This window comes from Proteus sp. ZN5, assembly GCF_011046025.1.
In the GTDB taxonomy this organism is placed as follows: Bacteria; Pseudomonadota; Gammaproteobacteria; order Enterobacterales; family Enterobacteriaceae; genus Proteus.
In genome coordinates, this window is record NZ_CP047639.1 from 1,927,094 (window position 1) to 1,953,031 (window position 25,938).

The following is a 25,938-nucleotide window of genomic DNA, read 5'->3' on the forward strand; positions in this document are numbered from 1 at the left end:
TGCGTGATCATAAAAAATTTTGTCAAAAAGACTTTTCTTTTTTCTTAGAATATAATACTGTATTTATATACAGTTTATTTGCCTTTAAATGGTGAAACCAATGCGTGTGGAAATTTTATTTAATAAACAATCTAAGATAACTGACTCATTATTTCCGCTCTTAGAACACGAACTGAGAAAAAAGATCATTCCAGAATATCCAGATATGCAGTTTCGTATTGCCTTTAGTAGCATGAACTCAATTCAAGTCACAGGCATAAAAGATGAAACTAAGCATGAACACATAATGGAACTTATTCAAAGTGTTTGGGAAGATGATGGTTGGTTGCAAACAGACGATGAATAAAGTGCAGTAAAAATTTAGCAAATAAAGTAATTACGATTGTCAGAATGAATTGGCTTTTTACTTGTTTATATAAAAAGCCAATGACATAGAAAAGGAAATCACTGGCAATCGGGCTTTAAAACTGTATATCATCATCAATGATGACAAATCTTATTTTCACTTGTTGTAAATCCACCCTCTGCCGGAATAAATTTACCTTTCCTTTCTAAGAAATCAACTAATTCAGTCGCTGTCATATTTTCTGCTGAGCACGTATGAAAACGTGAATCATTGCCGAATTGTTTATGGATAGCATCAATTAGCGATGTTTTAGTAAATGCCGTCTCTGAAGAAAGGATCATTTGTAAAACTTCATGACCATGTATTGATGACATATTGAGTACCCTAAAAAATAAAAGATACATTAATTATGCATCTTTGTGAGAAGGTATCTTTGTTTTTAATCATAAAAAGCGATGACATTATATCATCGCTTAAAAAGAGCCTTATTTTTCACTTCGCTGAAGTATTTTTTGCATTTCATCTTTAAGATGAAGCTTTTCTTTTTTTAGTTTGGCAACTTCGTCGTTATAGCCGGCTCCGTTTGGGCCTTCTAGTTTAGTAATTTCTTGATCGAGTCGATGATGTTTATCGTAGAGAGCTTCAAAGCGGGGATCACTATTTCTTAATTGAGAAACAAGGGCTTGTTGATCTGAGAACATATAACCTCCTATGAAAAGAAATTGGGTCTCTATTTCAGTATAATCATAGATTGGCTATCTGCATGGTAAAGCATCACAAATTTACATTTCATGAAAAAATGTGATTTTTCTTTTTAAAACATTCAGAATTATCCACTCATAGTACTATTTACTAAGATGTTAGCATTCAAGCACTAAAAATATTAGTATTCAGATAACGAGCAATAAAAACATCTGACTAATTTTGTTAACGGCGATGTGTTCGCTGTAAAAATGGAGAGAGTGATGAACAAAGTAATATTATCTTTAGTAGCAGCAATGTCTTTATCTGCATGTGCACAAGCTACCGATAGTTTAGATAAAGTTGCACCTTATCCTAAGGCTCAAGAAAATCAAGTTCGTCATGTTATCGAATTAGAGAAAAAAGATAATGAAAGCAATTACCAAGTTGAATTAATTATTGGTAAAGAGCTTAAAGTAGATTGCAACCATCAGTGGTTTGGTGCGGATTTAGATGAAAAGAATTTAGAAGGTTGGGGTTATAGCTATTATGTTGTTGGCGATTTAAACGGCCCAATGTCAACAATGATGGGATGTGCTGACAATACGAAAAAAGATGCCTTTGTACAGGCAAATATAGGATCAGATGCCTTTATTCGTTATAACAGTAAATTACCTATTGTTGTTTATGCACCAAAAGATGTTGATGTGAAATATCGTATTTGGTCTGCTGCTGATACGACTCAAGATTCAGTTAAAAAATAACGGCCAACCTTATTTAGGATAGGTCATAGTGTACTAAAAAGCCCTTTGTTATTGAGACAAAGGGCTTTGTCGTTATTTAAGCTAGATATTAACGTATAACTAAAACTGACATTTTGGCATGGCGTACAATTGATGACGCTGTTGAGCCTAATAAATAAGAGGAAACATTAGGTCTATGTGACGCAATCGCAATTAAATCAGCATCAATATGGCGAGCATATTCTAATATTTCATCTTTTGCGTTACCGACACCTACATTACATACAATTTGCTCATCAGGAATTTTTGCATCTTTAATCATTTCTTGTAGTGCAACAAAAGCAAGACGAGTACGTTCTGACGAATCTTTGAATTTTTCAGGAATAGCAGCGAACTCGATACCAAAGAAAAGTTCAGCATTAGGAATCACGGTGAGGAAGTGGATCTCAGGTTTACCCACCTTTGCTATTTGTTCAATGTGAGCGATCAGTTCCTGAGAAAGTTCATCTTCTAAAATATCAATGGGAACTAGGATTTTCTTATACATTACAAACCTCACTTAGCGTTAGTTTAAAATATTTACCATTATCGCCTAATAGTAAAAAATAGCTGTGATCTGTGTTTTAAATAAGAGTGAGAATGATTATTTACTGCTTTACATTATTAAGTATTAAAAATTAAAAACAGACTGAAATAATATTAACAATGTAATGAAAAATAAGTTATATACCTTAACTTGTTGACAGAAAAGCATATTAATAATATCGCATTAAAAATAAACTTCTCTTTTTTTCATTAAAAATAGAAAATGCATAAAAGAATGATTATCAATTATATTATTGTTCTGTATCTATAAGATTTTATTGATAAAAATAAGAGACAGAAAGATTTAAATATGGCATATTAATAGGTAATGACATCTCAATATGATGTCTGGACAGCAATCTTAGTCCCTAAACTGGATTGTTATTCAGAGTCGTCCTTTATCCTCACCAATGAGTTATGGAACCTGAAATAACCTATGGAACTCTATTTATCTATGGTAATAGAGTAGGCTATTTAAAACCAAATAAGATTATTATTATGACACATAATCACATTGATGATATTGAGTTGGATCGGGCTGATAATAAACAGTCTGAAAAATTTAAGGCAGCTAAAAAAAGCACGTTAGTGAGTGTTTTTGTCAATATCGTTTTATCCATTTGGCAAATTACAGTGGGCTTTTTTTCACACTCTCAAGGTTTAATTGCTGATGGTATCCACTCACTTTCTGATCTTATTGCTGACTTTGTTGTTTTAATTGCCAATAAAGGCAGCCAAAAACAACCTGATGCGGATCACCCTTATGGGCATTTTCGTTATGAAAATGCAGCATCACTTATTCTTGGGACTATTTTATTAATTGTTGGTTTAGGAATGGTATTTTCTGCCATTCATAAAATTTTAGATCCATCGACTATTCCTGAAGTTCATAGTGTTGCTTTATATGTGGCTTTACTTGCATTAGCGGCCAAAGAAGGATTATTCCGCTATATGCTAGCAGTTGCAAAAAAAGTGGACTCAAATATGTTAGTCGCCAATGCTTGGCATGCGCGTTCTGATGCAGCTTCTTCATTGGTTGTTGCGATTGGTATTATCGGAAGTTTGGCTGGATTTAAATTTTTTGACCCACTAGCAGCATTAATTGTCGGGCTATTTGTCGGTCGTATGGGATGGCGTTTTACTTATCAAGCACTGCAAGACTTAATGGACAGAGGGGCTGATGAAGAAACGCTGGAAGAGATTAAACAGATGCTGGTTTCAACACCGGGTGTGCAAGGCGTTCATGATTTAAAGACACGCCGCTCTGGTGATTATTTACTTGTCGATGTACACCTTGAAATTAAAGGTGATCTCACCGTCAATGAAAGTCATGAGATTGTCGTAAATGCACGTAATAAGGTTTTGCAAAATAAACAGATCCTGAGTGTGATGGCGCACGTTGATCCCGCTTAAATTTATTTGAGCACTTAATAAAAAAGGTAATGATGGATTTTCATTACCTTTTTTTGTGCCTCAAAAAGCACCATTTACGACTTTAGAAATTGACGCAGTTTTCTTTTATATTATTACTCAGTGCAGCAATCAGATTATCTACTGCACATTCAGCCATCGCATAGCGAGTCTCTTTTGTTGCTGAGCCAATATGCGGAACAGCGACAACGTTCTTCATCGTTAATAAAGGTGAAGATGAAGATAGAGGTTCTTTTTCAAAAACATCCAGCCCAGCACCAGCGATTTTTTTCTGTTCTAATGCACTGATGAGTGCCATTTCATCAACTACCGCTCCGCGCCCTGCATTAATTAAATAAGCATCGGATTTCATCATCGCAAATTGTTTTTGACCTATTAAATGATGTGTTTCTGGTGTTAATGGCAATGTGATACAAACAAAATCAGATTGCTGTAATAAGGTATCTAGAGTGCAATGCTTGGCAGCAAATTTATCGTTCACTTCTGTATATTCTGTACGTGAGTGATAAAGAATATTCATATTAAAACCAAAGTGCGCGCGCTGTGCTAAAGCTTTTCCTATTCGCCCCATACCAATAATACCGATAGTTTTATGATGAACATCAGTGCCGTACCAATCAGGTGTGATACCTTTAACCCATAAACCTTGTTTAACATTGTCGGCAAGTTCAGGAATACGTCTTGCTACGGCAAGGACTAATGCCATCATGGTATCTGCAACGGTGTCTGTTAATACGGTTGGTGTATGCATGAGTTTGATATTACGTTTGGTGAGTGCATTAACATCAACATTATCGTAACCAACAGATACCGTTGAAACGGCTTTTAAATGAGGTGCTAGGTTAATAAAGTTTTCATCGATATTGCCACCTGCACCTAGCAGTCCTGAAGCATTGGCGAGCGCGGAACGAAAATCATCAGATCCTAAAGAGAGCGTTTTAAATTGTTTGATATCAGCAAAATCAGACAGCTTTTTGTACAGTTTTTCGGGAAGATCTTGGTAGAGCAAGACAATCGGTTTCATTATGTTCTCCATTCGATACTCGTCATACTTCAAGCCACTGCGTTGTTGGCTACGTTTATTCTGCATTAGTCACATACTAATGTACTCGTCATACTTCAAGCTACAGCGTTGTTGGCTACGTTCATTCGCACTAGTCGCATACTATTGTATGCTCCTAGCGACTCATTCACTTGCCGCCTAGCTGTAACTTGAACTATTTAGAGTATTTATACAACAAAGCATTTATTTAGAGTATCTATGCAATAAGGTATGATAAAACGTATTGAATGTCAGTTTTATCATGTAATTAACTGATTAATTGAGATGTAACCGTTTACTTTGAATGGATGTTATTTTTAGTGATAAAGAGGTGGGATGTATTACGTATTTTATTAACTTACTGTAATACAGTTCTAAACTAAGATTTTTATAAAATTTAAATATATGCGAAAAGCGTGTAAACGTTTACACTAAATGTCGGTTTGATCACGAAATGATTCGATTGATCTTGCTAAACTCTGTGTCAGTGAACAGAAACCGTCTTGCGCTTTTCCTTTGAATTGAATCAAAAGAGGTGAATGTGGAAATATTAGTGACAGGTGGTATGGGATATATCGGTAGTCATACTTGCGTACAAATGATTGAAGCAGGAATGACACCAATTATTTTAGATAACCTTAGCAATGCGAATGAAGAAGTCCTTAATCGTATTGAAGCCCTAACAGGTAAACGCCCTCTGTTTTATAATGGTGATATTCGTGATGACCAGTTATTAGCATCAATCTTTGCTAAGCATTCTATTCAGTCTGTTATTCACTTTGCGGGATTGAAAGCGGTTGGTGAATCTGTTCAGAAGCCAATTGAATATTATGACAACAATGTTAATGGCACATTGGTACTAGTGCGTTGTATGCGTGATGCGGGCGTAAAAAGCATTATTTTTAGCTCATCTGCAACAGTTTATGGTGATCCTCAAGTTGTTCCTATTACTGAAGATTCGCCAGTAGGGGGCACAACTAACCCTTATGGCACCAGTAAATATATGGTTGAGCGCATTTTATCTGACTTATTTGTTGCGGATGAAAGTTGGTCTATTAGTTTGCTACGTTACTTTAATCCAGTAGGGGCGCATCCATCAGGTACGATGGGGGAAGATCCTAAAGGTATTCCAAATAATTTAACCCCTTATATTTCTCAAGTGGCAATTGGTCGTCGTGAACAAGTGGCTGTTTTTGGTGATGATTACCCAACAAAAGACGGTACAGGTGTTCGTGATTATATCCACGTTATGGATCTGGCTGATGGTCATATCGCCGCATTAAATGCGTTAGGTAAAAAAGCGGGTTTACATATTTATAATCTGGGAACAGGTAATGGCACTAGTGTGATTGAAATGATTGAAGCATTTCGTAAAGCAAGTGGTAAACCTATCCCCTATCAATTACAAGCTCGTCGTCCTGGTGATATTGCAGAATGTTGGTCAAGCCCTGCAAAAGCAGAGAAAGATTTACACTGGAAAGCCATTCGTTCAATTGATGATATGGCCGCAGATGCGTGGCGTTGGCAGTTACAAAACCCCAATGGTTATCTGAAATAAGACTTTAACTATTCAGATAATCTTGAATAAATAAGAGAGAAGGTTATGTCGAAACTGATTTTTGATCCTGTTGAACATCCTCATCGTCGTTATAATCCGCTAACTGGCCAGTGGATTTTAGTTTCGCCACATAGAGCGAAACGACCTTGGAATGGCAAAGATGAAAAGCCTCAGATTGCGACACTTCCCTCTTATGATCCTCACTGCTATTTGTGCCCGAATAACACCCGGGTCTCTGGTGATAAAAATCCAGATTACACCGGAACGTATGTCTTTAATAATGACCACTCTGCGTTGTTACAAGACGAATATTATGTTGAGCCTTCATCAAATCCTTTATTTCAAACTCAAGCAGTAAGAGGAATTAGTCGAGTTGTCTGTTTCTCTCCTGATCATGGAAAAACCATTCCTGAATTACCCGTTAGTAGCTTACGTAAAATCGTTGATACTTGGGATAATCAAATAGAAGAGCTAAGCAAAGAATATCTTTGGGTTCAAGTATTTGAGAATAAAGGTGAAACGATGGGGTGTTCTCAACCTCATCCTCATGGACAAATTTGGGCGAGTGATTTCTTACCTAATGAATTAGCGCGAAAAGATACGCAATTAAAAGCTTATTTTGAAAAATACGGGCGCAATCTATTAATTGATTATGTTGATGCTGAATCTAAAGACGCGAGTCGTACCGTAGTAGAAACAGATCATTGGTTGGCGGTAGTGCCTTATTGGGCTTCTTGGCCTTATGAAACGATGTTATTGCCTAAAACGCATATTCGCAGAATGAGTGAATTAAATAGTGCTCAGCGAGATGATCTTGCTATAGCCATGAAAAAATTAACAAGTCGTTATGATAATTTATTCCATTGTTCTTTCCCTTATTCTATGGGATGGCATTTTGCGCCTTCTTTTAAAGACAATAGAAATATCGATCACTGGCAATTACATGCGCTTTATTATCCACCATTATTACGTTCAGCCACTGTGCGTAAATTTATGGTGGGATATGAAATGTTGGCGGAATCGCAAAGAGATCTAACGCCAGAACAAGCTGCGAATAATTTACGTCAATTAAGTGACATTCATTATAAAGAGCAACGTTAATGACCTGCAATATGGCAAGGTATTTTAATTAATCTGCTTTTTGCGCACGAAATAAATTAAATCAAACATCTCATTATTTACATAATGTTGTGGTGGGATTTTTATTACTTAATTTTAAGCTAAGGATTTATTATGCAGGCACTTATTAATAATGTGACTCGTTCATTTTCATCTATTTTTGGTTACGTACCTACACATTTTATTCAAGCGCCTGGTAGGGTAAATCTTATTGGTGAACACACTGATTATAATGATGGGTTTGTTTTACCTTGTGCCATTAATTATCAAATGGTCGTCGCTGCGGCAAAACGAGAAGATAATATTATTCGAGTTATTGCGGTTGATTACCAAAATGAAGTTGATGAATTTAGCCTTGATAACAGTATTGAGTTTTTACCTAATAAAATGTGGGCTAACTATATTCGAGGTGTTATTCATTTTCTGCAAAAAGATAACTACTCTTTTCATGGTATGGATATCGCGATATCTGGAAATGTTCCTCAAGGGGCAGGGTTAAGTTCTTCTGCTGCGTTAGAAGTTGCCATTGGCCAAACGCTTAAAACACTTTATCAATTACCTATTAGCCAAAAAGAGATCGCATTAAATGGTCAAAAAGCAGAAAACCAATTTGTTGGTTGCAACTGTGGCATTATGGATCAGCTTATTTCGGCTTGTGGTGAAGAAAATCATGCATTATTAATCGATTGTCGTTCATTAGAAACCTCAGCTGTAACGATGCCTGAAAATATGGTTGTGATGATTATCAATACTAATAAAAAGCGTGGCTTAGTTGATAGTGAGTACAATACCCGCCGCCAACAGTGTGAAGAGGCTGCTCATATTTTAAATGTGACTGCATTAAGAGATGCCACATTAGAGGATCTACTCGCTAAAAAAGCAGTAATGAGTGACGTGGTTTATCGTCGGGCACGCCATGTTATTACTGAAAATAGCCGTACATTAGATGCCGCAGAAGCCTTACGCCGTGGTGATTTAACCACATTGAGTCAACTAATGATGCAATCGCATCACTCAATGCGTGATGATTTTGAAATCACAGTCAAAGAGGTTGATTCATTGGTTGAAATCGTGAAATCGGTGATTGGTGATCGTGGTGGTGTGAGAATGACTGGTGGTGGATTTGGCGGTTGTGTCGTAGCATTAGTGACACCAGATTTAGTGGATAAAGTCGTTGACTCTGTTAAAGCGCAATATGAAGCTAAAACGGGATTAAAAGAAACTATCTATGTCTGCTCTGCAAGCCAAGGAGCGGGCTATTCGGAGGCAAAATAATGGCGACTAATGAGCTTCGTTTTCTTGAACCTGAACAAATGACTACACAACCTGCATTAGATGGAAAACCTGCGCAAGTAGTAGTGCTTAAAAATCGTTTTGGTATGTCTATTTCTGTAATGGATATTGGTGCAACTTGGTTGACCTGTATTGTACCCGTTAATGGCTATCGTCGAGATGTGTTATTAGGCTCTGCAGATATGAATGCTCATAAACAGCAAACCGCGTATTTAGGCGCAACGGTTGGGCGTTTTGCTAATCGTATTGCAGGGGCAAAATTCGTATTAGAGGGGCAAGAATATAAAATTAGTGCGAATGAAGGTAAAAATACCTTACATGGTGGTAAGCAAAATTTTAGTCATCTTCGCTGGGGGATCACTGCGCAATCTTCTCAATCTGTCACTTTTTCACTGATTTCCAATGATGGTGACCAAGGCTTTCCCGGTACAGTTAAAATCAGCGTGATCTATACACTGACAGATAATAATGAAGTATGCATTGATTATCATGCGATGAGTGATAAAACCACACCATTAAGTTTAACTAACCATGCTTATTTCAATCTTGCAGGTGAACATACTGAACGCACCGCACTTGAACATGATTTAAAAATTTGTGCGACTCATTATTTAAAAAATGGTGAAGGTAATATTCCTACTGGTGAGTTTGCTAGTGTAATAGGAACAGGGTTTGATTTTCGTAAATTAAAACGTATTGGTCATGATTTTATGGCTGATGAGTGCCAAAAAGCCGCAAATGGTTACGATCATGCGTTTATTTTAGATAAGAAAGTGATTGAAGATAAAACTCCTGTTGCAACCGTTATTGCACCTGAAGGTGAACTCAAAATGGATGTTTTTACAACCATGCCTTCTGTTCAATTTTATACAGGCAATTTTTTAGTGGGAACAAGAGGAAAGAGTCGTCATTATGGCAATTATTCGGGCTTAGCATTAGAAACACAATATTTCCCAGATGGCCCTAACCATCCAGAATGGCATGAAAACCAAGGTGTTTTACCTGCAAATACAGCGTGGAATAGCCAAACAATTTATAAGTTTTACTCGTAATAATAAAAGGAAAGTGTAAACGCTTTCCTTTTCACTATTTATTTGATCTTTTTACTTTTTAAATTTCACTTCTTCGCTGATAATCAGGCCACTTAAATTTTACTACTCCCTTTTTTCATTGGCTGTAGATTAACGGCTCGTTATTTCTTAACCATGAATAAAGGTGATCCATAAGGGGTGGATATGGCGACTATCAAAGATGTAGCAAAAGAAGCGGGTGTTTCTGTTGCTACTGTGTCTAGAGTCATTAATAACTCGCCGAAAGCAAGCCAAGCATCTATAGAAACCGTTAATGCAGCGATGCAAAAATTAGGTTATCGACCTAATGCGGCAGCAAGGGCTTTGGTTAGTCAGAGTACGCAAACCTTAGGTGTTTTAGTGCATGATGTTTCCGATCCCTTTTTTGGCACTCTTGTGAAAGCGGTTGATAACGTTGCAAGACAATCAGGAAAACACATCTTGGTCTGTAATGGTTATCATGATGCTCAAGATGAGCGCCAATCTATCGAGTTATTGATTAATAGTCGTTGCGATGGCCTGGTGATCCACTCAAAAGCACTCTCTGATGAAGAATTGCTAGCTTACGCTCATGAAGTTAAAAGTATGGTGTTGATTAACCGCTTTATTCCTGAAATTGCTGAACGTTGTGTCGCTTTAGATAATTATAAAGGGGCATGGATGGCAACAGAGCATCTGATCCGTCAAGGTCATACTAAAATCGCTTATATTTCATCTACTCATCATATTGAAGATACAACTCAGCGTCTTGCTGGTTATAAAGCGGCATTAGAAGCCAACAATATCTCATTACCAGAAAGCTATATTGAGTATGGCGAGCCTGAAGGTGAAGGGGGTGAAAAAGCAATGATGCATCTGCTAACAAAATCAATCGATTTTACAGCCGTAGTGACTTACAACGATTTTATGGCGGCAGGGGCTTTATCTGTTCTTGATGAAAATGAAATTCCTGTACCTGAGAAAATCTCAGTGATTGGTTTTGATGACGTATTAATTGCTCGCTATATTCATCCTCGCTTAACCACAGTGCGTTATCCTGTACAAATGATGGCAGAACAAGCTGCAACACTGGCTATCAGGCTTTCTAAAGGTGAAATGCTCGAACAAAAACAACGTATTTTTTCACCGACATTAGTTCAACGTAATTCTGTTTTTAATCTTAGTCACCTCTCTTAATTACTTCATTCTTTTTTAATCTAGTCGATCCTCTTAATGGTCTTAACATTAAGAGGTTATACTTAATTAATTTGTGTAATCGTTATCATTTTGGTTTCTTTTTCAATGATTATTGAAATGTCTGAGCTTTGTTAAATAAAGCTATCATCGTATTTTAAGTATGGATCTTGCTTTACTCGTCATAGTAATCGTTTGTTTTACTTTTTTATGATCCATTTACGTAACATAAGCGGTAAATTTGTGAACAGAGTAACGGAAAATGATTGTGAAAACGTTTACATTAAAATCCTATTCTCTCTATGGATCTGAAAGGAAAATATTATGCATACAGAAGGTGTTGGGTTAAGCACAATAGACTATGCAATTTTTGCCCTCTATGTCGTGATCATTATTAGTCTAGGATTATGGGTTTCTCGTTCTAAGGATGGTGAGAAAAAAGGAACAAAGGATTATTTTCTTGCGGGTAAAACCCTTCCTTGGTGGGCTATTGGTTCTTCGCTTATTGCGGCTAATATTTCAGCAGAACAATTCATTGGTATGTCTGGTTCTGGTTTCTCGATTGGCCTTGCTATTGCATCTTATGAATGGATGGCGGCGCTGACATTAATTATTGTTGCTAAATACTTTTTACCTGTCTTTATCGAAAAAGGTATTTATACCATTCCAGAATTTGTCGAAAATCGTTTTAAAAGCCGTAACTTAAAAACTATTCTCGCGGTATTCTGGTTGGCATTATTTATCTTTGTTAACTTAACATCGGTACTTTATTTAGGTTCATTGGCATTAGAAACCATCCTTGGTGTTCCAATGATGTATGCCATTATTGGTTTGGCATTATTTGCTGTTATTTATTCACTCTATGGCGGACTCTCTGCTGTTGCGTGGACAGATGTGGTACAAGTGTTCTTCCTTATCCTTGGTGGCTTATTTACCACAGTATTAGCTGTCAGCTATATCGGTGGAGATGGTGGGATCATGGAAGGTTTAAGTAAAATGACGCAAGCCGCGCCTGATCACTTTAAAATGATCTTAGAGAAAGATAACCCGCAATTTATGAATTTACCGGGTATCGCGGTGCTGATTGGTGGTTTATGGGTTGCTAATCTCTATTATTGGGGCTTTAACCAATATATCATTCAACGTGCTTTAGCGGCGAAATCTATCAATGAAGCTCAAAAAGGGCTCGTGTTTGCTGCATTCTTAAAACTGATTGTACCTATCCTTGTTGTTGTGCCGGGTATTGCTGCATTTGTTATTACCACTAACCCTGAATTAATGGCGGGTTTAGGGACAATGGCACAAGAACATATTCCAACATTATCACAAGCGGATAAAGCTTATCCTTGGTTAACCCAGTTCTTGCCTGTAGGTGCAAAAGGTGTTGTTTTTGCTGCACTTGCCGCTGCAATCGTTTCATCTTTGGCTTCTATGCTTAACTCTATTGCGACTATTTTCACGATGGATATCTATAAAGAGTATATTGGACCAAAAGCTTCTGAAACACGTTTAGTGAATGTGGGCCGTATTAGCGCAGTCGTTGCTTTAATTATTGCTTGTTTTATTGCGCCTTTATTAGGTGGTATCGATCAGGCATTCCAATATATTCAGGAATATACAGGTTTAGTGAGTCCAGGGATTTTAGCGGTATTCCTGTTAGGTTTATTCTGGAAAAAAACGAATGCAAAAGGTGCAATCATTGGTGTGGTTTTATCTATACCGTTTGCGTTGTTCTTAAAATTAATGCCATTAGGTATGCCATTCCTTGATCAAATGATGTACACCTTTATGTTCACAACTGTTGTTATTGGTTTAGTAAGTTTAACATCTACTAAAACGGATGACAGTGTAGGGGCGATTGCATTAACAGATACAACCTTTAAAACACAAAGCGGATTCAACATTGCTTCTTACGCCATTATGATCATCTTGTGTGTGCTTTATGCCGTATTCTGGTAATACCAATATGGTAATTGGTTAATATTCTAAATCTAAAAATACTCTACAAAACGATATGAAGCAGATGGTTATGCCATCTGCTTTTTTTGTGTTTGAGATCTGCTATTTCTGCACTTAATCGGAATGCCACTAATTTGCTTTGATACAGATTAAAAAAAAACACTAAATATGAAAAGAAAATCATTCTCATGATTATTTGATTAAGATAATATTAATCATTCTCATTATTATAAATGTTATTAATTCAGGGGATCTTTATGAACTTTAAAATGGGTGTTTTAACCGCCTGTATTTTATCTGCCTCTTACCCGCTGTATGCACAAGAAAACAAAGAAGAAAAACTTGTTGTATCAGCATCAGGTTTTGCTCAACAAATTACAAATGCACCAGCAAGTATCACCGTGATCAGTAAAGAACAACTGGCGAAGAAACCAGTTCATGATTTAGCCGATGCTGTAAAAGGCGTTGAAGGTGTTAGCATTAATGGTAATGCCAATAAACAAGAAATCACGATGCGTGGTTTACCGGGTGAGTACACACTTATTCTTGTCGATGGCCGCCGCCAAAATAGTCGTGAGTCACGTCCGAATGGGAGTGGTGGTTATGAAGGCGGTTTTATTCCACCAGCAGATGCGATTGAACGTATAGAAGTTATTCGTGGACCAATGTCATCACTGTATGGCTCAGACGCCATGGGTGGTGTTATCAACATCATCACGAAACCAGTAACAAAAGAGTGGCATGGCTCTGTTGCACTTGGCGGTACACTGCAACACAATCGTGATGCAGGCGATTCTATTAATGGTGATTTTTATCTTTCAGGGCCGTTAATTGAAGATAAATTAGGCATACAGCTTTATGGTAGTAGCTACTTACGTGCGGAAGATAAAATCACTTATGGTCAAGGTCGTAATGACAATAAAAATATTACGGCGAAATTGGCATTCACACCGACCGATAATCAAACCATTTTATTAGAAGCGGGTCGCAATACGCTACAACGTACCACGACACCGGGTAAATCCATGAGTGAAGCTGGAAAGAATGGCCCTAATAAATTTTTAGAAACAAATAATGATCGTAACCATTGGGCATTAACCTATAAAAATCAGTTTGATATTCTGCACTCAGAATTAAGCATTTATCAAGAACAAACTAAGCGTATTCAAAAAACAGAATCTATCGATAAAATTACCAATATCAGTCATAGGTATTATGAAGATCGCCGCCCTGAAATCACCAATACTGTTTTTGATGCGAAATTTACCGCATTTTTACCTGATAACGTGATGACTTTTGGCGGCCAATATCAATATGCACGTTTAAAAGATGAATCTTCTATTGGTGGAAAAGAAGTTAAGCAATCTACTATTACTGCGGATCAAAAAGCATTATTTCTTGAAGATGAATATAGCGTAACAGATAATCTCGCACTAACAGGTGGTGTGCGTCTTGATGATCACGAATATTACGGCAATCACTGGAGCCCAAGAGCGTATGCGGTTTACCACTTAACTGATGAATTCACCTTAAAAGGTGGTGTGGCGAAAGCCTTTAAAGCCCCAAGCTTACGTGAAATAAGCCCTGAATACGGTACTTCAACAGAGAAAGGTAAGGCGATTATGTACGGTAATCGTGACTTAAAACCTGAAACCTCTGTCAGCCAAGAAATTGGTATTGGTTATGATAATGGGGATGGTGTTACCGCAAGTGTGACTTTCTTTAATACCGATTTTAAAGATAAGTTAACTAGCTATGACACTGGCGAATTAGATTCAATTACAGGTTTAAAACTGTATCAATACGATAATGTGGGTAAAGCCAATATTAAAGGGATTGAAACAGCTGTGGGATTCCCTATTGCTGAAAGTTGGCATGTCAATGCGAACTACACCTATATTGATTCAGAACGTAAAAGTGATGATGAAAAACTGAGTTCTGGTGAATCCTTAAAAGGCTACCCATTAGATATGACTCCAAAGCACAGCGCCAATGCGCGCGTTGATTGGCAGTTTGATGAAGCAACCAGTTTTTATGCCAATACTGCTTATACTGGGAAACAAATCTGGGCTGCACAAAGAAATAATAGCGATGGGGCACGTTATCGTAGTGGGTACACAACCTTTGATTTAGGAATGACCTACAACTTTAATAAAAATACCATGTTTAACTTTGCGGTATTAAATATTACAGATGAAACAGGCCCTGCTGTGAACGATAAAGGCGGTAACTGGGTTGTTGATGAAGGTCGTCGTTATTGGGCGAATGTTAAATATAGCTTCTAATCAAGTCTAAATTTAAATAAACCCCGTATTAAATATGGGGTTTATTTTTTTATGGCTCTCTATTATTTTCATCTTAATGGTTCACTTTCTAAATTAACGACAGAGTATCTGATTTATGCGAATACTAATGTTATGTGGAATGATTATGTTATCTGCGGTTGCTCAAGCTAGACCTAACCAAGAAGTTCCTGAAATTGAGTCTCTGGCTCACTCTTATTATCAAATTACAAATAAAGAAATAGCATATGAAGGAAAACAATATCGTCTCTTTCTTGCTATTCCTAAAAATACCACTAAGACAGCATTAATTTATAGTGTTGATGGAAATGCTCAGTTTCCATTGATGATAAACGAAGCTATAAAGCAGAAAAATAAACCACTACCTGCCATTATTAGTGTGGGATATGTGGGTGATAAAGCTTACTTTATTACAGAGAGAACGCATGACTATACACCAAGTGTAAAAGGTGAAGCATTTAACCGAGGTGGAAACGCAGAGAATTTTTATCAATTTTTCTTAACACAAGTCAGGCCTTATGCATTAGAGCAACTCGCTAAAGAACAAGTCTCTATTACTCAGCAATCCTTGTTTGGCCACTCTTTTGGCGGTGTATTTACCCTCTATGTTTTATTCAATCATCCAGAAACATTTCAACGTTATATCGCAGCAAGTCCATCATTATGGTGGGGAAATGGCGAATGGGTAAAAAAAGAGCAATGGCAAACTATTCCTAATGATATTTCTATTGCAATAACTCTGGGTGAAAAAGAAGAAAACCCTGATTTAAGTCGATTAAGTGAAGAGCAACAGAAGAATTACCAAGAGCGTAGTAGTTGGTTAACGCAACGTCAACTATGCCAATATCTATCGGAAGCAGGAAAACAGTGTGAGTTTTATCTGTTTGAAGGGAAAGGTCATGGGGGGGCAATTCCTGATGCGATTAATATTGCTTTAGAAAAAAGCGTAGAATAAATTAAATCATCCCTTTATTTTTAGCTATCCTATCGAGTAACGATAGGATAGTAATGAATGTTTATTATTTTGGTTTTATTTGATACGTATTTGTTCGTAATTTTCTTAATAAAAAACACTTATCTTTTAATAAAAATAAATATTAGATTAGAGCTATTTCTTTTTGGTAGAAAAAGGCGATAATCATGATTGATATAAATAAAATTGTTTTCTGGCATTAGATTTTATAATTTTATTTATCGTCATTTAAACGCTATATTCGCGTCTCCTGAATTTAGGGACGCCATCCACTGTTTTCACCTTTGTTTCTTTTATCTTTCCTAGATAAAAGAACTGCCTCTATCAGGCATCGAGAAAACAGCGCATCATCAACCGTTTTGATTGTGGAGACGAGGGTAGTGAAACAGAACACTACTTTGGTACGCAAAGGCGACAGTACATTAGTACCTGTGGCTGGGTTAACGGTATTTGCTATCGCGTCAGGCTATTTAATGAGCTTAATTCCACTGTCTATGAGCAGTTTTGGAATGGATACGCTCTATGCTAGCTGGTTAGCAAGTATTTATTTTATTGGATTATTAATAGGTTCAGTCATGATAGAACCTATTATTGCAAGAATAGGGCATCGTCTTTCTTTCGTTGTATTTTTATTATTGCTGGCAGTCACTGTCGGTGTATTGCCTTTAATGCCTTATTTATCAGCATGGATGGTTTTCCGTTTTATTGGTGGTATGGCGGTTGCAGGTATATTTGTTGTTGTCGAGTCATGGCTATTAATTGGCGATAACCCTAAAGAGCGAGCTAAACGCTTAGGCTTTTATATGACCTCGCTTTATGGTGGCACAACATTAGGACAATTGGCGATTGGTGCAATTGGTACACAAGGCGCTATCCCATTTATGGCGATATTAGTTTTGTTATTAATCGCCGTATTACCGCCTCTGCTTTTTAAGCAAGGGCAACCACAAGTGCATGATCATAAAAGTTTGTCACTTAAGCAGATGAGCCGATTAAATAAAGCAGCCTTAGTGGGCTGTATGGTGTCTGGCGTTGTGATGGGCAGTATTTATGGCATGATGCCACTGGCTTTAAATCAAGGGCAATTTACAACAGACCAAATAGGTGTGTTGATGGCAGCGATTATTTTAGGCGGTATGGTGGTTCAGCCTATTATTAGCAAATTGTCTGTGATGATAAGCAAAACATTGTTATTAGCGATGATGTGTTTAGTGGGGGTGTTTGCTATGGGACTGACATATCTTTCTAGCGATTATATGGTGCTTATTATTGCACTGGCGCTATTGGGAATGTCTTCATTTGCACTTTATCCTATCGCTATTACATTGGCGTGTGATCATGTGAATGCGAGTTATATCGTCGCTATTACACAAGTAATGCTATTAAGTTATAGCATTGGTTCTGCAATCGGGCCTTTAGGGGCGGGTGTGTTTATGGCGCAAGCCAATAATGGCATTATGAATTTCTTCTTTGTGGTGTTGTTAGTGACGGCAGTTTACATGCTCTTTGCAAGTCTACGTCGTAAAAGCCATATTGTGTTGAACTAAATCGTTTTTTCTTACTTGTTCTCTTTCTCTTATTTATCAGCCGAGCTTACCATAAAGGTGGCTCGGTTTTTTTATATCTACTCTAAAAACGAATTAAGACTTCCCTTATATTTTTATGCTGTGCTTTATCAGTATAAACAGATAATGTCATTCCTTTCTTAAATAATGGATTTAACTTTTTCATGGAGAACACTCAGTGAATATAATGAAAATTAGCATTTTACTCTTACTCACTATGCCTTTTTCAAGTGCCCAAGCAATAACCTCAGAACAAAATAAAAAGCTGGTGGAGTACGCTGCTGATTTACCAAGAGCCGTATTTTACGACTCAGATTATCGTAAAATAGATTACCCAATGGGGGACGTACCCGCCTATAAAGGGGTATGTAGTGATGTGATCATTCGTAGCTATCGTGGCATTGATATCGATTTACAAAAATTATTGCATGAAGATATTAAAGCAAATTTTTCAGCTTACCCAAGTAAACGGATGTGGGGATTAAATAAACCTGATACGAATATAGATCACCGTAGAGTTCCTAACTTAGAAGTCTTTTTCACACGAAAAGGAAAAGTAAAACCGATTACAAAAAATGCAGATGATTATGTTCCAGGTGATATTGTTAGCTGGCGTTTAGATAATGGACGGCCTCATATTGGGATTGTAGTAAATAAAAAAAGCGGGGATAACCAACGCTATCTCGTTATGCATAATATCGGATTTGGACAAGTTGCTGAAGACGTTTTATTTTCATGGAAAATAACGGGTCATTTTACCTACTAAATAGGGGAATGAGGAAAAATTGAAGTATTTAGTCTTTTGTTGAAAATAAAATAGAAGTAACAGCGGTAAAATAAATCTAAGATTTAAACGATAAATAAAATAATGCCCATACTGATTTTATGTAAAGTATGGGCATTATTTCTGGGGGAGAATATTTTCATCAGAAATATTCATAATTATTCCTCTAAGCCACCGAGTAACATACTAACGACAGCAGTAGAACAGATAAAAGAAAGGAAAAGGATAAAAAAAGAGCTACCGATCATAATGCCCTCCACATTTATTGCTATTTTTAAATAAAAAACCTCACTAAATACACGTTATTAGTTCATTACCTTATATACTAGGTCATTTAAAAATAAAGTCAAACTAACGTATTATTTAATAATGATTTTTTGTACTGTTATTTTATTTTTTATAAAAATAAGCATATTGGATGGTATTCAGTGATCAGGAGGGGCTTAACCCCTCTGATGTCTTACGCGGTGTGAGGCAAAGTGGGGTGAGTTAATGGAGGTAAACCATAAGCCGCTCTTGCACGATCACAAGCTTCATTAGGAATACCATTTACCCAAGATTGTTGAAACTCACGACAAGGAGAAGGGCGTTGTTCGTAGATAGAACAGCTTACACACTCTCCAACTTCACCAATCAATTTGTCACAACGTGGTTTTTTAGAGTTAGTTCCTTTCATGCAAGAGAGGAAAGGTGTTAATGGTTCTGTTAATTCATCAGGAACCACACCCCCACCACTTACCATTTCAGCCCAATAGAACGAAACTCTAAAATAGGCGCAACAAGCACCACAATGCATGCAGGGGTTATCCAGCATATAAATAAAATCGTTAGAATGTTTGCTCATACCAGATACCATTTTATCTGACGTTAAAGTGACAAAACGCACTTTTTAAGGGTGCGGTAGCTTAAGAGAAGCAAAAAAAAGACAGAGAAACGATGCTTCTCTTAGAATAATCATTATGCGCTGAATGAAAAATATTTTTCAAGAGAAATGTTTCTGTATATAGAATCTATTTATTAAAAAGCAGACTATTATTTTGGAAAATCGATCAATATAGACTATGTGACTTAATGGTAAGCTGTATTGCTATTTAACCCTCTGTAAAAACCACAGTATAAAGAGTATTAAAAGTAATCAAAAATTCAGATTTTAGATAAAGAAGAGCCTTATCAATTTTGATAAGGCGATAATAAAACAAGCGTAGATGAAACGCGGAAAAACGAGTTAACTGTATCTATTAATAGGTCTTTCTAAAAAGGTCCTTTAAAAATAAATAAGGCACCAGCACCAATTAAAAGAAAACCAATAAAATGATTTAAGGTGAAGTTTTCGCCTAAATAAGTGACCGAAAAAATAGCGAAAATAGTTAATGTGATCACTTCTTGTATGGTTTTTAATTCTGCCGCACTGTAGTAATTATGACCAATACGATTTGCGGGTACAGCAAAACAATATTCAACAAATGCAATCAACCAGCTTAAAATAATGACAACAACGAGAGGTTTATTGCCATATTTTAGATGTCCATACCAAGCAAATGTCATAAAAACGTTGGAAATAATTAGAAGGATAATGGGCGTAAATTTATAGAGCATATTGGTGATACCACTGGTCGTTTTTAGGCAAGAATTTGCCAATAAGAAAGGTATGAGATTACTGCAAAAAAAGTGGATTTTCTATTGTGATGATAAGAAAAAAATAGCCAAAATTAAAAGGTTGGTCTTTTTTCTCTATAAGAAAGTTTGCAATTTTATCAACAAAAAGCAAAGTTGAAGTAATAAACCTCTATTTTAAAAACTATTGGATGAGTTTTAATCTATTGATATTGTGTTAAATAACATTATTTTCAATAAAAATAAGAAAAATAGATTTAAATAAAAAAGATATTAATAATATTTTCTTATTATTGCTTGATTGAAATTTAAATTTAACGAGTAAGATACGATATATCCTAAAATGAGGCTGTTCGCACTAATAGATGTGATATTAGTTATTTTATACATTATGTTGAATATAAATTTTATTATAAATTCCTATAAGGAGTTCGCGTGAAGATAAGTTTATTTCTGATCTCTTGTAGCTTACTTACAGTTAGCTTTTTTTCTTCGGCACAAGGCAAATACGATCCTTTAGCAAAATGTTATGAAGTGACAGCAAACGAGCCAAGAACATCGGTGCAAGCTTGTTTACTGGATGAACTAAAACTGGCAGAACAGCAAATGAATGTCATTTATGACAAAAGTAAGAGTGATCTCGAAGATACTGACTCTGTTGCCGCGAAAAGTGCCATTGATGCATTAGCTAGTTCTCAACAGCATTTTATTCAATTTAGAAGCGCTGAATGTCAACGACAATCCGCATTATTAATGGGCGGATCGGGTGCTGGAGATGTTTTACTCGCATGTGAAATAAAATTAAATCAATGGAGAGCAAAAGTTTTATTGAATAATTAATTTACGAATAATAGAGAAAAACCCAAAAGCGATTAACTTATCTTTTGGGTTTGATTTAGGAGTCAATGATTGACTCTGACTGTTAATTATTTTGTTATCGTTTTAACGTTATTTTATCTTGAATTAGCAATCTTCAATAATAAGATAAGCCGCATGAACAGGGCCATGAACCCCCCATACTTTAATCAATTCAATATCAGCGGTAGAGCTTGCACCACCAATTAAATTGATACAAGACGGCATTCTAACGCCTTCTTGTGCCATCTTATGTAAACGCTCAGCAATTTGCGCCACACGAGGCAAAATGTCACTTTTACGTAGAATAACAATTGAGGTTTCAGGTAATAAACTAACGGCACGCCCTTTTTCTGGGGACGAAAATAAAACAATCCCACCAGACTCCGTTAAGCCCGCTTCAGCATAAACAATCCCGATTTGCGAGCGTTCAGCATAAACAATGTTTTCACGTCCAAGGGCTGGATCCCAAATATAGGTTTCGTATTTTTCGCTAACCGCTTTTGTGACTCCTAGTGCATCTAAACGCTCATCACCACTTATTACCACCGAGCCTTTACAATCATAACTTTCACAGAGTTCAATTAAGCTATTAATAACTTCATCAGGTTTGCTAACAACACATTTCACCATTTGAGTCTGTGCAAAGTCAGTAAACTCTTTGCATAGTTCATCTTGAGTTAAATCTGTTAAGCGTGTTTTTGCTAAATCATTAATCGGCGTAGGTTGTGGCTGCGGCTTATGTGCAATAGGACGCCCTAATTTTTCAGCAATAGTTTGCAGAAATTCATTACGGTTTTGTTCGTTTAACATATTATTTTTTTCCTTCTGCTTTATGGCGTTTAAACCAACTACGGAAGCTATAACCATCTGGTTTAGGGAGATCACGCGACTCCATCCAATCGTTAAGAACACTAATTTTGATTGGTGTAGAACCATTTTTGATCATTAATCCCGCCATTTTCGCACCGACATTCATACCCACTTTCCAAAGGGCAGGGTGTGAATTGAGGTAGTTAAACATGCCGGTGACTCGACGCTCTGCTTTCGGTGTTAAACCGGTTTCAGCCATCACTCGGCGATGTTTTAAAATCAACTGAGCCAAAGGAATTTTGACTGGGCAAACCACATTACAAGCATTACATAATGAGCATGCATAAGGGAGATCGTGGAAGTCTTTATAACCCCCTAATAGTGGTGAAATTACCGCACCAATTGGACCTGGATAAATTGAGCCATAAGCATGACCACCAATATTACGATATGCAGGACACGTATTAAGGCAAGCACCACAACGAATACAACGTAAAATATCTTTAAATTGTGACCCTAAAATTTCAGAACGACCATTATCCACAATCACTAAATGGAACTCTTCAGGACCATCAACATTGCCTGCTTCACGAGGACCTGTCACCCAAGTGTTATAACTGGTTAAACGTGAGCCAACGGCGCTACGACATAACATGGTTATCAGTGGATCGACTTCTTCAAAAGTAGGAGCCACACGTTCCATACCCATAACGGCAATATGGGTTTTAGGTAATGTCGTGGTCATCCTTGCATTACCTTCATTGGTGACTAAACAGACAGTACCTGTTTCAGCCACAGCAAAGTTACAGCCTGTGACACCAATATCAGCAGAAAGGAAATCTTGTCTTATACGTTGTCTAATGAAAAGTGTCATATCTTCAGGCGTTTCACTGCCTTCATAATTGAGTTTTTCATTTAACACTTTGCGAATTTGATAACGGTCTTTGTGGATCGCCGGAACCACAATATGAGACGGTGGATCGTTATCTAATTGAAGAATATATTCGCCGAGGTCGGTTTCGATGATCTCAATGCCTTCATTTTGTAAGGCTTTATTCATCCCAATTTCTTCGGTGACCATGGATTTAGACTTTACAATCTTCTTCGCGTTTTTCTTCTTGGCAACTTCACAAATATAACGAGAGGCATCTTCTGCTGTTTTCGCAAAATAAACATGGCCTCCATTTTCAGTTACTTTTTCAGATAATTGATAGAGATAGGCATCTAAGTTTTCAAGAACATGGTTACGGATTTGTTCAGCGCGATCACGCCATTCTTCCCAATTACCCAGCTCCTTCACCATGATTTGACGGTTAGCCCCAATACGTTCTTGCGCCATAACAACCGCATTACGCATGATTGTGTCTTTCATTTCATGCTCTAGACGAGGTCTGAAATCTATATCACTGGTTTTGATAGACATAAGCAGGCTCCCTTATTGGCTCATTAAAACTTGTGCAATATGCAACACTTTTACAGGACGTTTTTCACGACTTAAACGACCTTGAATGTTGATTAAGCAGCTTGTATCGGCACCAATGACATAATCAGGACTGACATCCATAATATGTTTTACTTTTTCAGTCACCATTTCGCCCGAAATTTCAGACATCTTCACGGAGAAGGTACCTCCAAAGCCACAGCAGGTTTCTGAATTTGCAAAAGGCAACATTTCAAGACCTTCAACATGTTTTAACAGCGTTAAAGGCTCACTTACGACACCTAACTTTCTGGTTAAACTGCATGATGGGTGATAAACCGCCTTACCAGAAAGGCGAGCGCCTACATCAACAACACCAAGGGTGTTAACAATAAAGCTGGTTAAATCAATAAGGCGATTGGCGACACCTTGTGCTCGTAATGCCCATTGAGGTTCATCCGCAAGATAAGTTGGATAACCTTTAATGGCATAAGTACAAGAGCCTGCGGGTGAAATAATGGGATAGTCGTTCACTTCCAATGTTTCAATTAACGATTTCATGGCAGGTTTTGCGTTATTTACATAACCGCTATTAAGCGCTGGCTGACCACAGCAACCTTGGCGTTCTTGAAATAAGACTTCACAGCCTAATTTTTCAAGTAACAAGACGGTGTCTCGAGCTGAATCTGCTTTCAGCACATCACCAAGACAGGTCGCATAAAAATTAACTTTCATTAATCGAACTCCAAAACATCGCTCAGATGTTGTCATTTTTACTAAAGATAAAATTCTTTTTTATTGCTTCGTTATAAGAGGAAAAGGGAATGGAATCGGCTCATTCCCTTTTCCTTATTAATTAGTTCATTAGGTGATAAATAATGCCAATTTTTGCGCCAAGAATAATTATATAAGCAATACAATATTTTAAGGTTTCACGCATAATGGCACTGCTTTGCCCATCCATTTTTGTCGCTGAAACAGCAATAGCGATACTTTGAGGTGAAATCATTTTACCGCCCGTTGCACCAGAGGTATTGGCAGCGGCGAGAATGAATGGATCAATATTAAGTTTAGCTGCTGCACTGGTTTGTAACTTACCAAACAGCACGTTAGAGTTGGTGTCACTACCTGTTACAAAGGTTCCTAATGCACCGATCACAGGGGCAATAAAGATAAAGCCGGCACCCGTGAAATCGACTAAGGTTTCAGCAATACTGCCAATCATGCCACTGAAATCCATAACCGTTGCCATCGCTACGATCGCCGTGATGGCAATAATGGAATTTTTCAGTTGGATTGTGGTTTTAACCAAAACAGAGATAAGTGTTGAAACACTTGCACCTTGAATGGTGCCTCCCACAAAGCTTGCGAGAATAATCAATACACCCGGCGTACTTAACCAAGCAATGGTTTGATATTCAGTTTGTGTATCACTTAATACAAATGGGATCTTTGTGGAAATAGCACCCGCCATGCTTTGGATAGCAGGGAATAAAGGTGAGCACGCTAAGATAAAGATAAAGGTAAACAGATAAATAGAACTTGCTACTAACAACTCTTTCCCAGTGTGCTTTTTGACATTTTTTTGTTTGTCACTACTGTTTTTCATGCGTTTAGCAAGGAAAATAACCACAATTAAGCTGACTAAGCTACCTGCAAACGCCGGTAATTCAGCACCTAAATTAGCAGCAACGATATATTGAGGTATTAGTGTACTAATACCACACATTAAGGTAATAAATCCGACACCTTTAATCGCTTTAATTCCGCCACCCGCAATAGCAACAATAACGAAAGGTAACAAGATATTGAATAATCCCAACTGAACAATAATGGTTTTACTCAGTACTAATACATCAAGCCCTGTATTTTGCGCCAAAATAGAGACTGGAATACCCACTGCACCAAACGCAGTAGGAACTGTATTGGCAACTAAAGAGGCAACGGCGGCTTTAAAAGGATCAAATCCGAGTGCAATTAAAATACCGATAGGGATGGCAACTGCAGTACCGTAGCCCGCAACCGCTTCAAGAAAGCCACCAAAACACCATGAAATAAGCAGAACTTGTACTCGCTTATCATCACTTATGCCAGCCAGTACATCTTTAAGGACATCCATGCCACCTGTTTTAAGCATTAAGTTATAACTATAAATAGCAGCAAGAATAACGATTATTATCGGCCACAATCCTTTAACTGCACCATAAAGGACAGAGACCGAAGCGAATTGAATGGTGTTGTTCCAATGGAAAATAGCAAGTGCAACAGTTATCACTAAAGATACAAGCACTGCGTGGTGAACGGCTGATTTCATTTTTAAGATCATAAAAATCAAAACCGCCAAAGGCACAATGCCTAATAAGAATGATAGATAGTCTGACATGATTATTTTTATCCTTAAGTTTGCAATTTTTATCGTTTATAACCACGTTGGCAAACCTATAAGTTGGTCATTATATAATTGTGTAGGGTACTAGGTTCTATTAATGCTCTACTTTGCTGAAACGATAAATCATAAATAAAAAAAGATAGTTACTAACCTAAACAATGAAAGATATCATCACTTAGGAAATTGTCAGGTTAGATTAGGTGGCTATTGTAGGGAATATTT

24 protein-coding genes are annotated in these 25,938 nt (G+C 37.0%); 14 read left to right on the plus strand and 10 right to left on the minus strand.

The genetic code is table 11. The annotated features are described in order from the left end of the window. Nucleotides 1-100 precede the first annotated feature (100 nt). On the plus strand, nucleotides 101-346 hold the full coding sequence (locus GTK47_RS08825) for a DinI-like family protein (protein WP_036934877.1): 246 nt from the start codon (nucleotides 101-103) through the stop codon (nucleotides 344-346). 134 nt (nucleotides 347-480) lie between these two features. On the opposite strand, the gene GTK47_RS08830 is transcribed toward GTK47_RS08825, so the two are convergent. Both GTK47_RS08830 and GTK47_RS08835 read right to left on the minus strand, forming a co-directional pair. After that, entirely contained in the window at nucleotides 481-720 is a 240-nt protein-coding gene (locus GTK47_RS08830; RefSeq protein ID WP_023581559.1) for a YecH family metal-binding protein, read from the minus strand. Nucleotides 721-831: 111 nt separating this feature from the next. Further along, nucleotides 832-1,047, minus strand: coding sequence for a DUF465 domain-containing protein (locus tag GTK47_RS08835; protein ID WP_165122813.1), 216 nt, complete (start codon nucleotides 1,045-1,047; stop codon nucleotides 832-834). A 252-nt stretch (nucleotides 1,048-1,299) separates the two neighbouring features. On the opposite strand from GTK47_RS08835, the gene eco reads away from it, so the two are divergent. Further along, complete coding sequence (gene eco / locus GTK47_RS08840) at nucleotides 1,300-1,791, plus strand: serine protease inhibitor ecotin (RefSeq protein ID WP_277603158.1); 492 nt, start codon at nucleotides 1,300-1,302, stop codon at nucleotides 1,789-1,791. 88 nt (nucleotides 1,792-1,879) lie between these two features. Here eco and GTK47_RS08845 read toward each other — a convergent pair whose 3' ends face one another. Then, entirely contained in the window at nucleotides 1,880-2,317 is a 438-nt protein-coding gene (locus tag GTK47_RS08845; RefSeq protein WP_036934874.1) for a universal stress protein, read from the minus strand. A 536-nt stretch (nucleotides 2,318-2,853) separates the two neighbouring features. On the opposite strand from GTK47_RS08845, the gene GTK47_RS08850 reads away from it, so the two are divergent. Beyond that, nucleotides 2,854-3,768: a cation diffusion facilitator family transporter gene (locus GTK47_RS08850; protein ID WP_165122815.1), complete on the plus strand. Its 915-nt coding sequence runs from the start codon at nucleotides 2,854-2,856 to the stop codon at nucleotides 3,766-3,768. An 82-nt stretch (nucleotides 3,769-3,850) separates the two neighbouring features. Here GTK47_RS08850 and ghrB read toward each other — a convergent pair whose 3' ends face one another. Then, entirely contained in the window at nucleotides 3,851-4,810 is a 960-nt protein-coding gene (gene ghrB, locus GTK47_RS08855) for a glyoxylate/hydroxypyruvate reductase GhrB (protein WP_165122816.1), read from the minus strand. Between the two features lie 559 nt (nucleotides 4,811-5,369). Between ghrB and galE the strand changes: the two genes are divergently transcribed. The 10 genes from galE to GTK47_RS08905 all read left to right on the plus strand — a co-directional run bounded on the left by galE (nucleotide 5,370) and on the right by GTK47_RS08905 (nucleotide 18,607). Next, nucleotides 5,370-6,386 (plus strand): UDP-glucose 4-epimerase GalE, encoded by a 1,017-nt coding sequence (gene galE / locus GTK47_RS08860; protein ID WP_109392919.1) that lies wholly within the window; start codon nucleotides 5,370-5,372, stop codon nucleotides 6,384-6,386. A gap of 45 nt (nucleotides 6,387-6,431) precedes the next feature. After that, nucleotides 6,432-7,487 (plus strand): UDP-glucose--hexose-1-phosphate uridylyltransferase, encoded by a 1,056-nt coding sequence (locus GTK47_RS08865; RefSeq protein ID WP_165122817.1) that lies wholly within the window; start codon nucleotides 6,432-6,434, stop codon nucleotides 7,485-7,487. Between the two features lie 132 nt (nucleotides 7,488-7,619). After that, complete coding sequence (gene galK / locus GTK47_RS08870; RefSeq protein ID WP_165122818.1) at nucleotides 7,620-8,780, plus strand: galactokinase; 1,161 nt, start codon at nucleotides 7,620-7,622, stop codon at nucleotides 8,778-8,780. Further along, on the plus strand, nucleotides 8,780-9,850 hold the full coding sequence (gene galM, locus GTK47_RS08875) for a galactose-1-epimerase (RefSeq protein WP_165122819.1): 1,071 nt from the start codon (nucleotides 8,780-8,782) through the stop codon (nucleotides 9,848-9,850). The genes galK and galM overlap by 1 nt, the downstream gene beginning before the upstream one ends. A 183-nt stretch (nucleotides 9,851-10,033) precedes the next feature. After that, the gene (locus GTK47_RS08880) at nucleotides 10,034-11,044 is read left to right on the plus strand and encodes a substrate-binding domain-containing protein (RefSeq protein ID WP_165122820.1); all 1,011 of its coding nucleotides are present in this window, start codon (nucleotides 10,034-10,036) and stop codon (nucleotides 11,042-11,044) included. 321 nt (nucleotides 11,045-11,365) lie between these two features. Further along, a complete protein-coding gene (locus GTK47_RS08885; protein ID WP_165122821.1) occupies nucleotides 11,366-13,000 on the plus strand; it encodes a sodium/sugar symporter in 1,635 nt (544 codons plus the stop codon). A gap of 257 nt (nucleotides 13,001-13,257) precedes the next feature. Next, nucleotides 13,258-15,285 (plus strand): IreA family TonB-dependent siderophore receptor, encoded by a 2,028-nt coding sequence (locus GTK47_RS08890; RefSeq protein WP_165122822.1) that lies wholly within the window; start codon nucleotides 13,258-13,260, stop codon nucleotides 15,283-15,285. A 115-nt stretch (nucleotides 15,286-15,400) separates the two neighbouring features. Then, a complete protein-coding gene (locus tag GTK47_RS08895; RefSeq protein ID WP_241256088.1) occupies nucleotides 15,401-16,258 on the plus strand; it encodes an alpha/beta hydrolase-fold protein in 858 nt (285 codons plus the stop codon). A 398-nt stretch (nucleotides 16,259-16,656) separates the two neighbouring features. Next, nucleotides 16,657-17,823, plus strand: coding sequence for an MFS transporter (locus GTK47_RS08900; RefSeq protein WP_165122823.1), 1,167 nt, complete (start codon nucleotides 16,657-16,659; stop codon nucleotides 17,821-17,823). A gap of 205 nt (nucleotides 17,824-18,028) precedes the next feature. Further along, the gene (locus GTK47_RS08905; RefSeq protein ID WP_165122824.1) at nucleotides 18,029-18,607 is read left to right on the plus strand and encodes a DUF1287 domain-containing protein; all 579 of its coding nucleotides are present in this window, start codon (nucleotides 18,029-18,031) and stop codon (nucleotides 18,605-18,607) included. Between the two features lie 478 nt (nucleotides 18,608-19,085). Here GTK47_RS08905 and GTK47_RS08910 read toward each other — a convergent pair whose 3' ends face one another. Continuing rightward, on the minus strand, nucleotides 19,086-19,469 hold the full coding sequence (locus GTK47_RS08910) for a YkgJ family cysteine cluster protein (RefSeq protein ID WP_165122825.1): 384 nt from the start codon (nucleotides 19,467-19,469) through the stop codon (nucleotides 19,086-19,088). Between the two features lie 407 nt (nucleotides 19,470-19,876). Next, nucleotides 19,877-20,221 carry a DMT family protein gene (locus tag GTK47_RS08915; RefSeq protein ID WP_165122826.1) on the minus strand — a complete coding sequence of 115 codons (345 nt, stop codon included), beginning with the start codon at nucleotides 20,219-20,221 and terminating at the stop codon, nucleotides 19,877-19,879. Nucleotides 20,222-20,674: 453 nt separating this feature from the next. On the opposite strand from GTK47_RS08915, the gene GTK47_RS08920 reads away from it, so the two are divergent. Further along, entirely contained in the window at nucleotides 20,675-21,079 is a 405-nt protein-coding gene (locus GTK47_RS08920; protein ID WP_165122827.1) for a lysozyme inhibitor LprI family protein, read from the plus strand. Nucleotides 21,080-21,202: 123 nt separating this feature from the next. Here GTK47_RS08920 and GTK47_RS08925 read toward each other — a convergent pair whose 3' ends face one another. From GTK47_RS08925 to GTK47_RS08940, 4 genes are all read right to left on the minus strand, one after another. Further along, a complete protein-coding gene (locus GTK47_RS08925; RefSeq protein WP_165122828.1) occupies nucleotides 21,203-21,907 on the minus strand; it encodes a lactate utilization protein C in 705 nt (234 codons plus the stop codon). Between the two features lies 1 nt (nucleotide 21,908). After that, nucleotides 21,909-23,330: a LutB/LldF family L-lactate oxidation iron-sulfur protein gene (locus GTK47_RS08930; RefSeq protein WP_075670932.1), complete on the minus strand. Its 1,422-nt coding sequence runs from the start codon at nucleotides 23,328-23,330 to the stop codon at nucleotides 21,909-21,911. Nucleotides 23,331-23,342: 12 nt separating this feature from the next. Further along, nucleotides 23,343-24,062 carry a (Fe-S)-binding protein gene (locus GTK47_RS08935; RefSeq protein WP_165122829.1) on the minus strand — a complete coding sequence of 240 codons (720 nt, stop codon included), beginning with the start codon at nucleotides 24,060-24,062 and terminating at the stop codon, nucleotides 23,343-23,345. Between the two features lie 121 nt (nucleotides 24,063-24,183). After that, complete coding sequence (locus GTK47_RS08940; protein WP_165122830.1) at nucleotides 24,184-25,710, minus strand: L-lactate permease; 1,527 nt, start codon at nucleotides 25,708-25,710, stop codon at nucleotides 24,184-24,186. Between the last annotated feature and the right edge of the window lie 228 nt (nucleotides 25,711-25,938).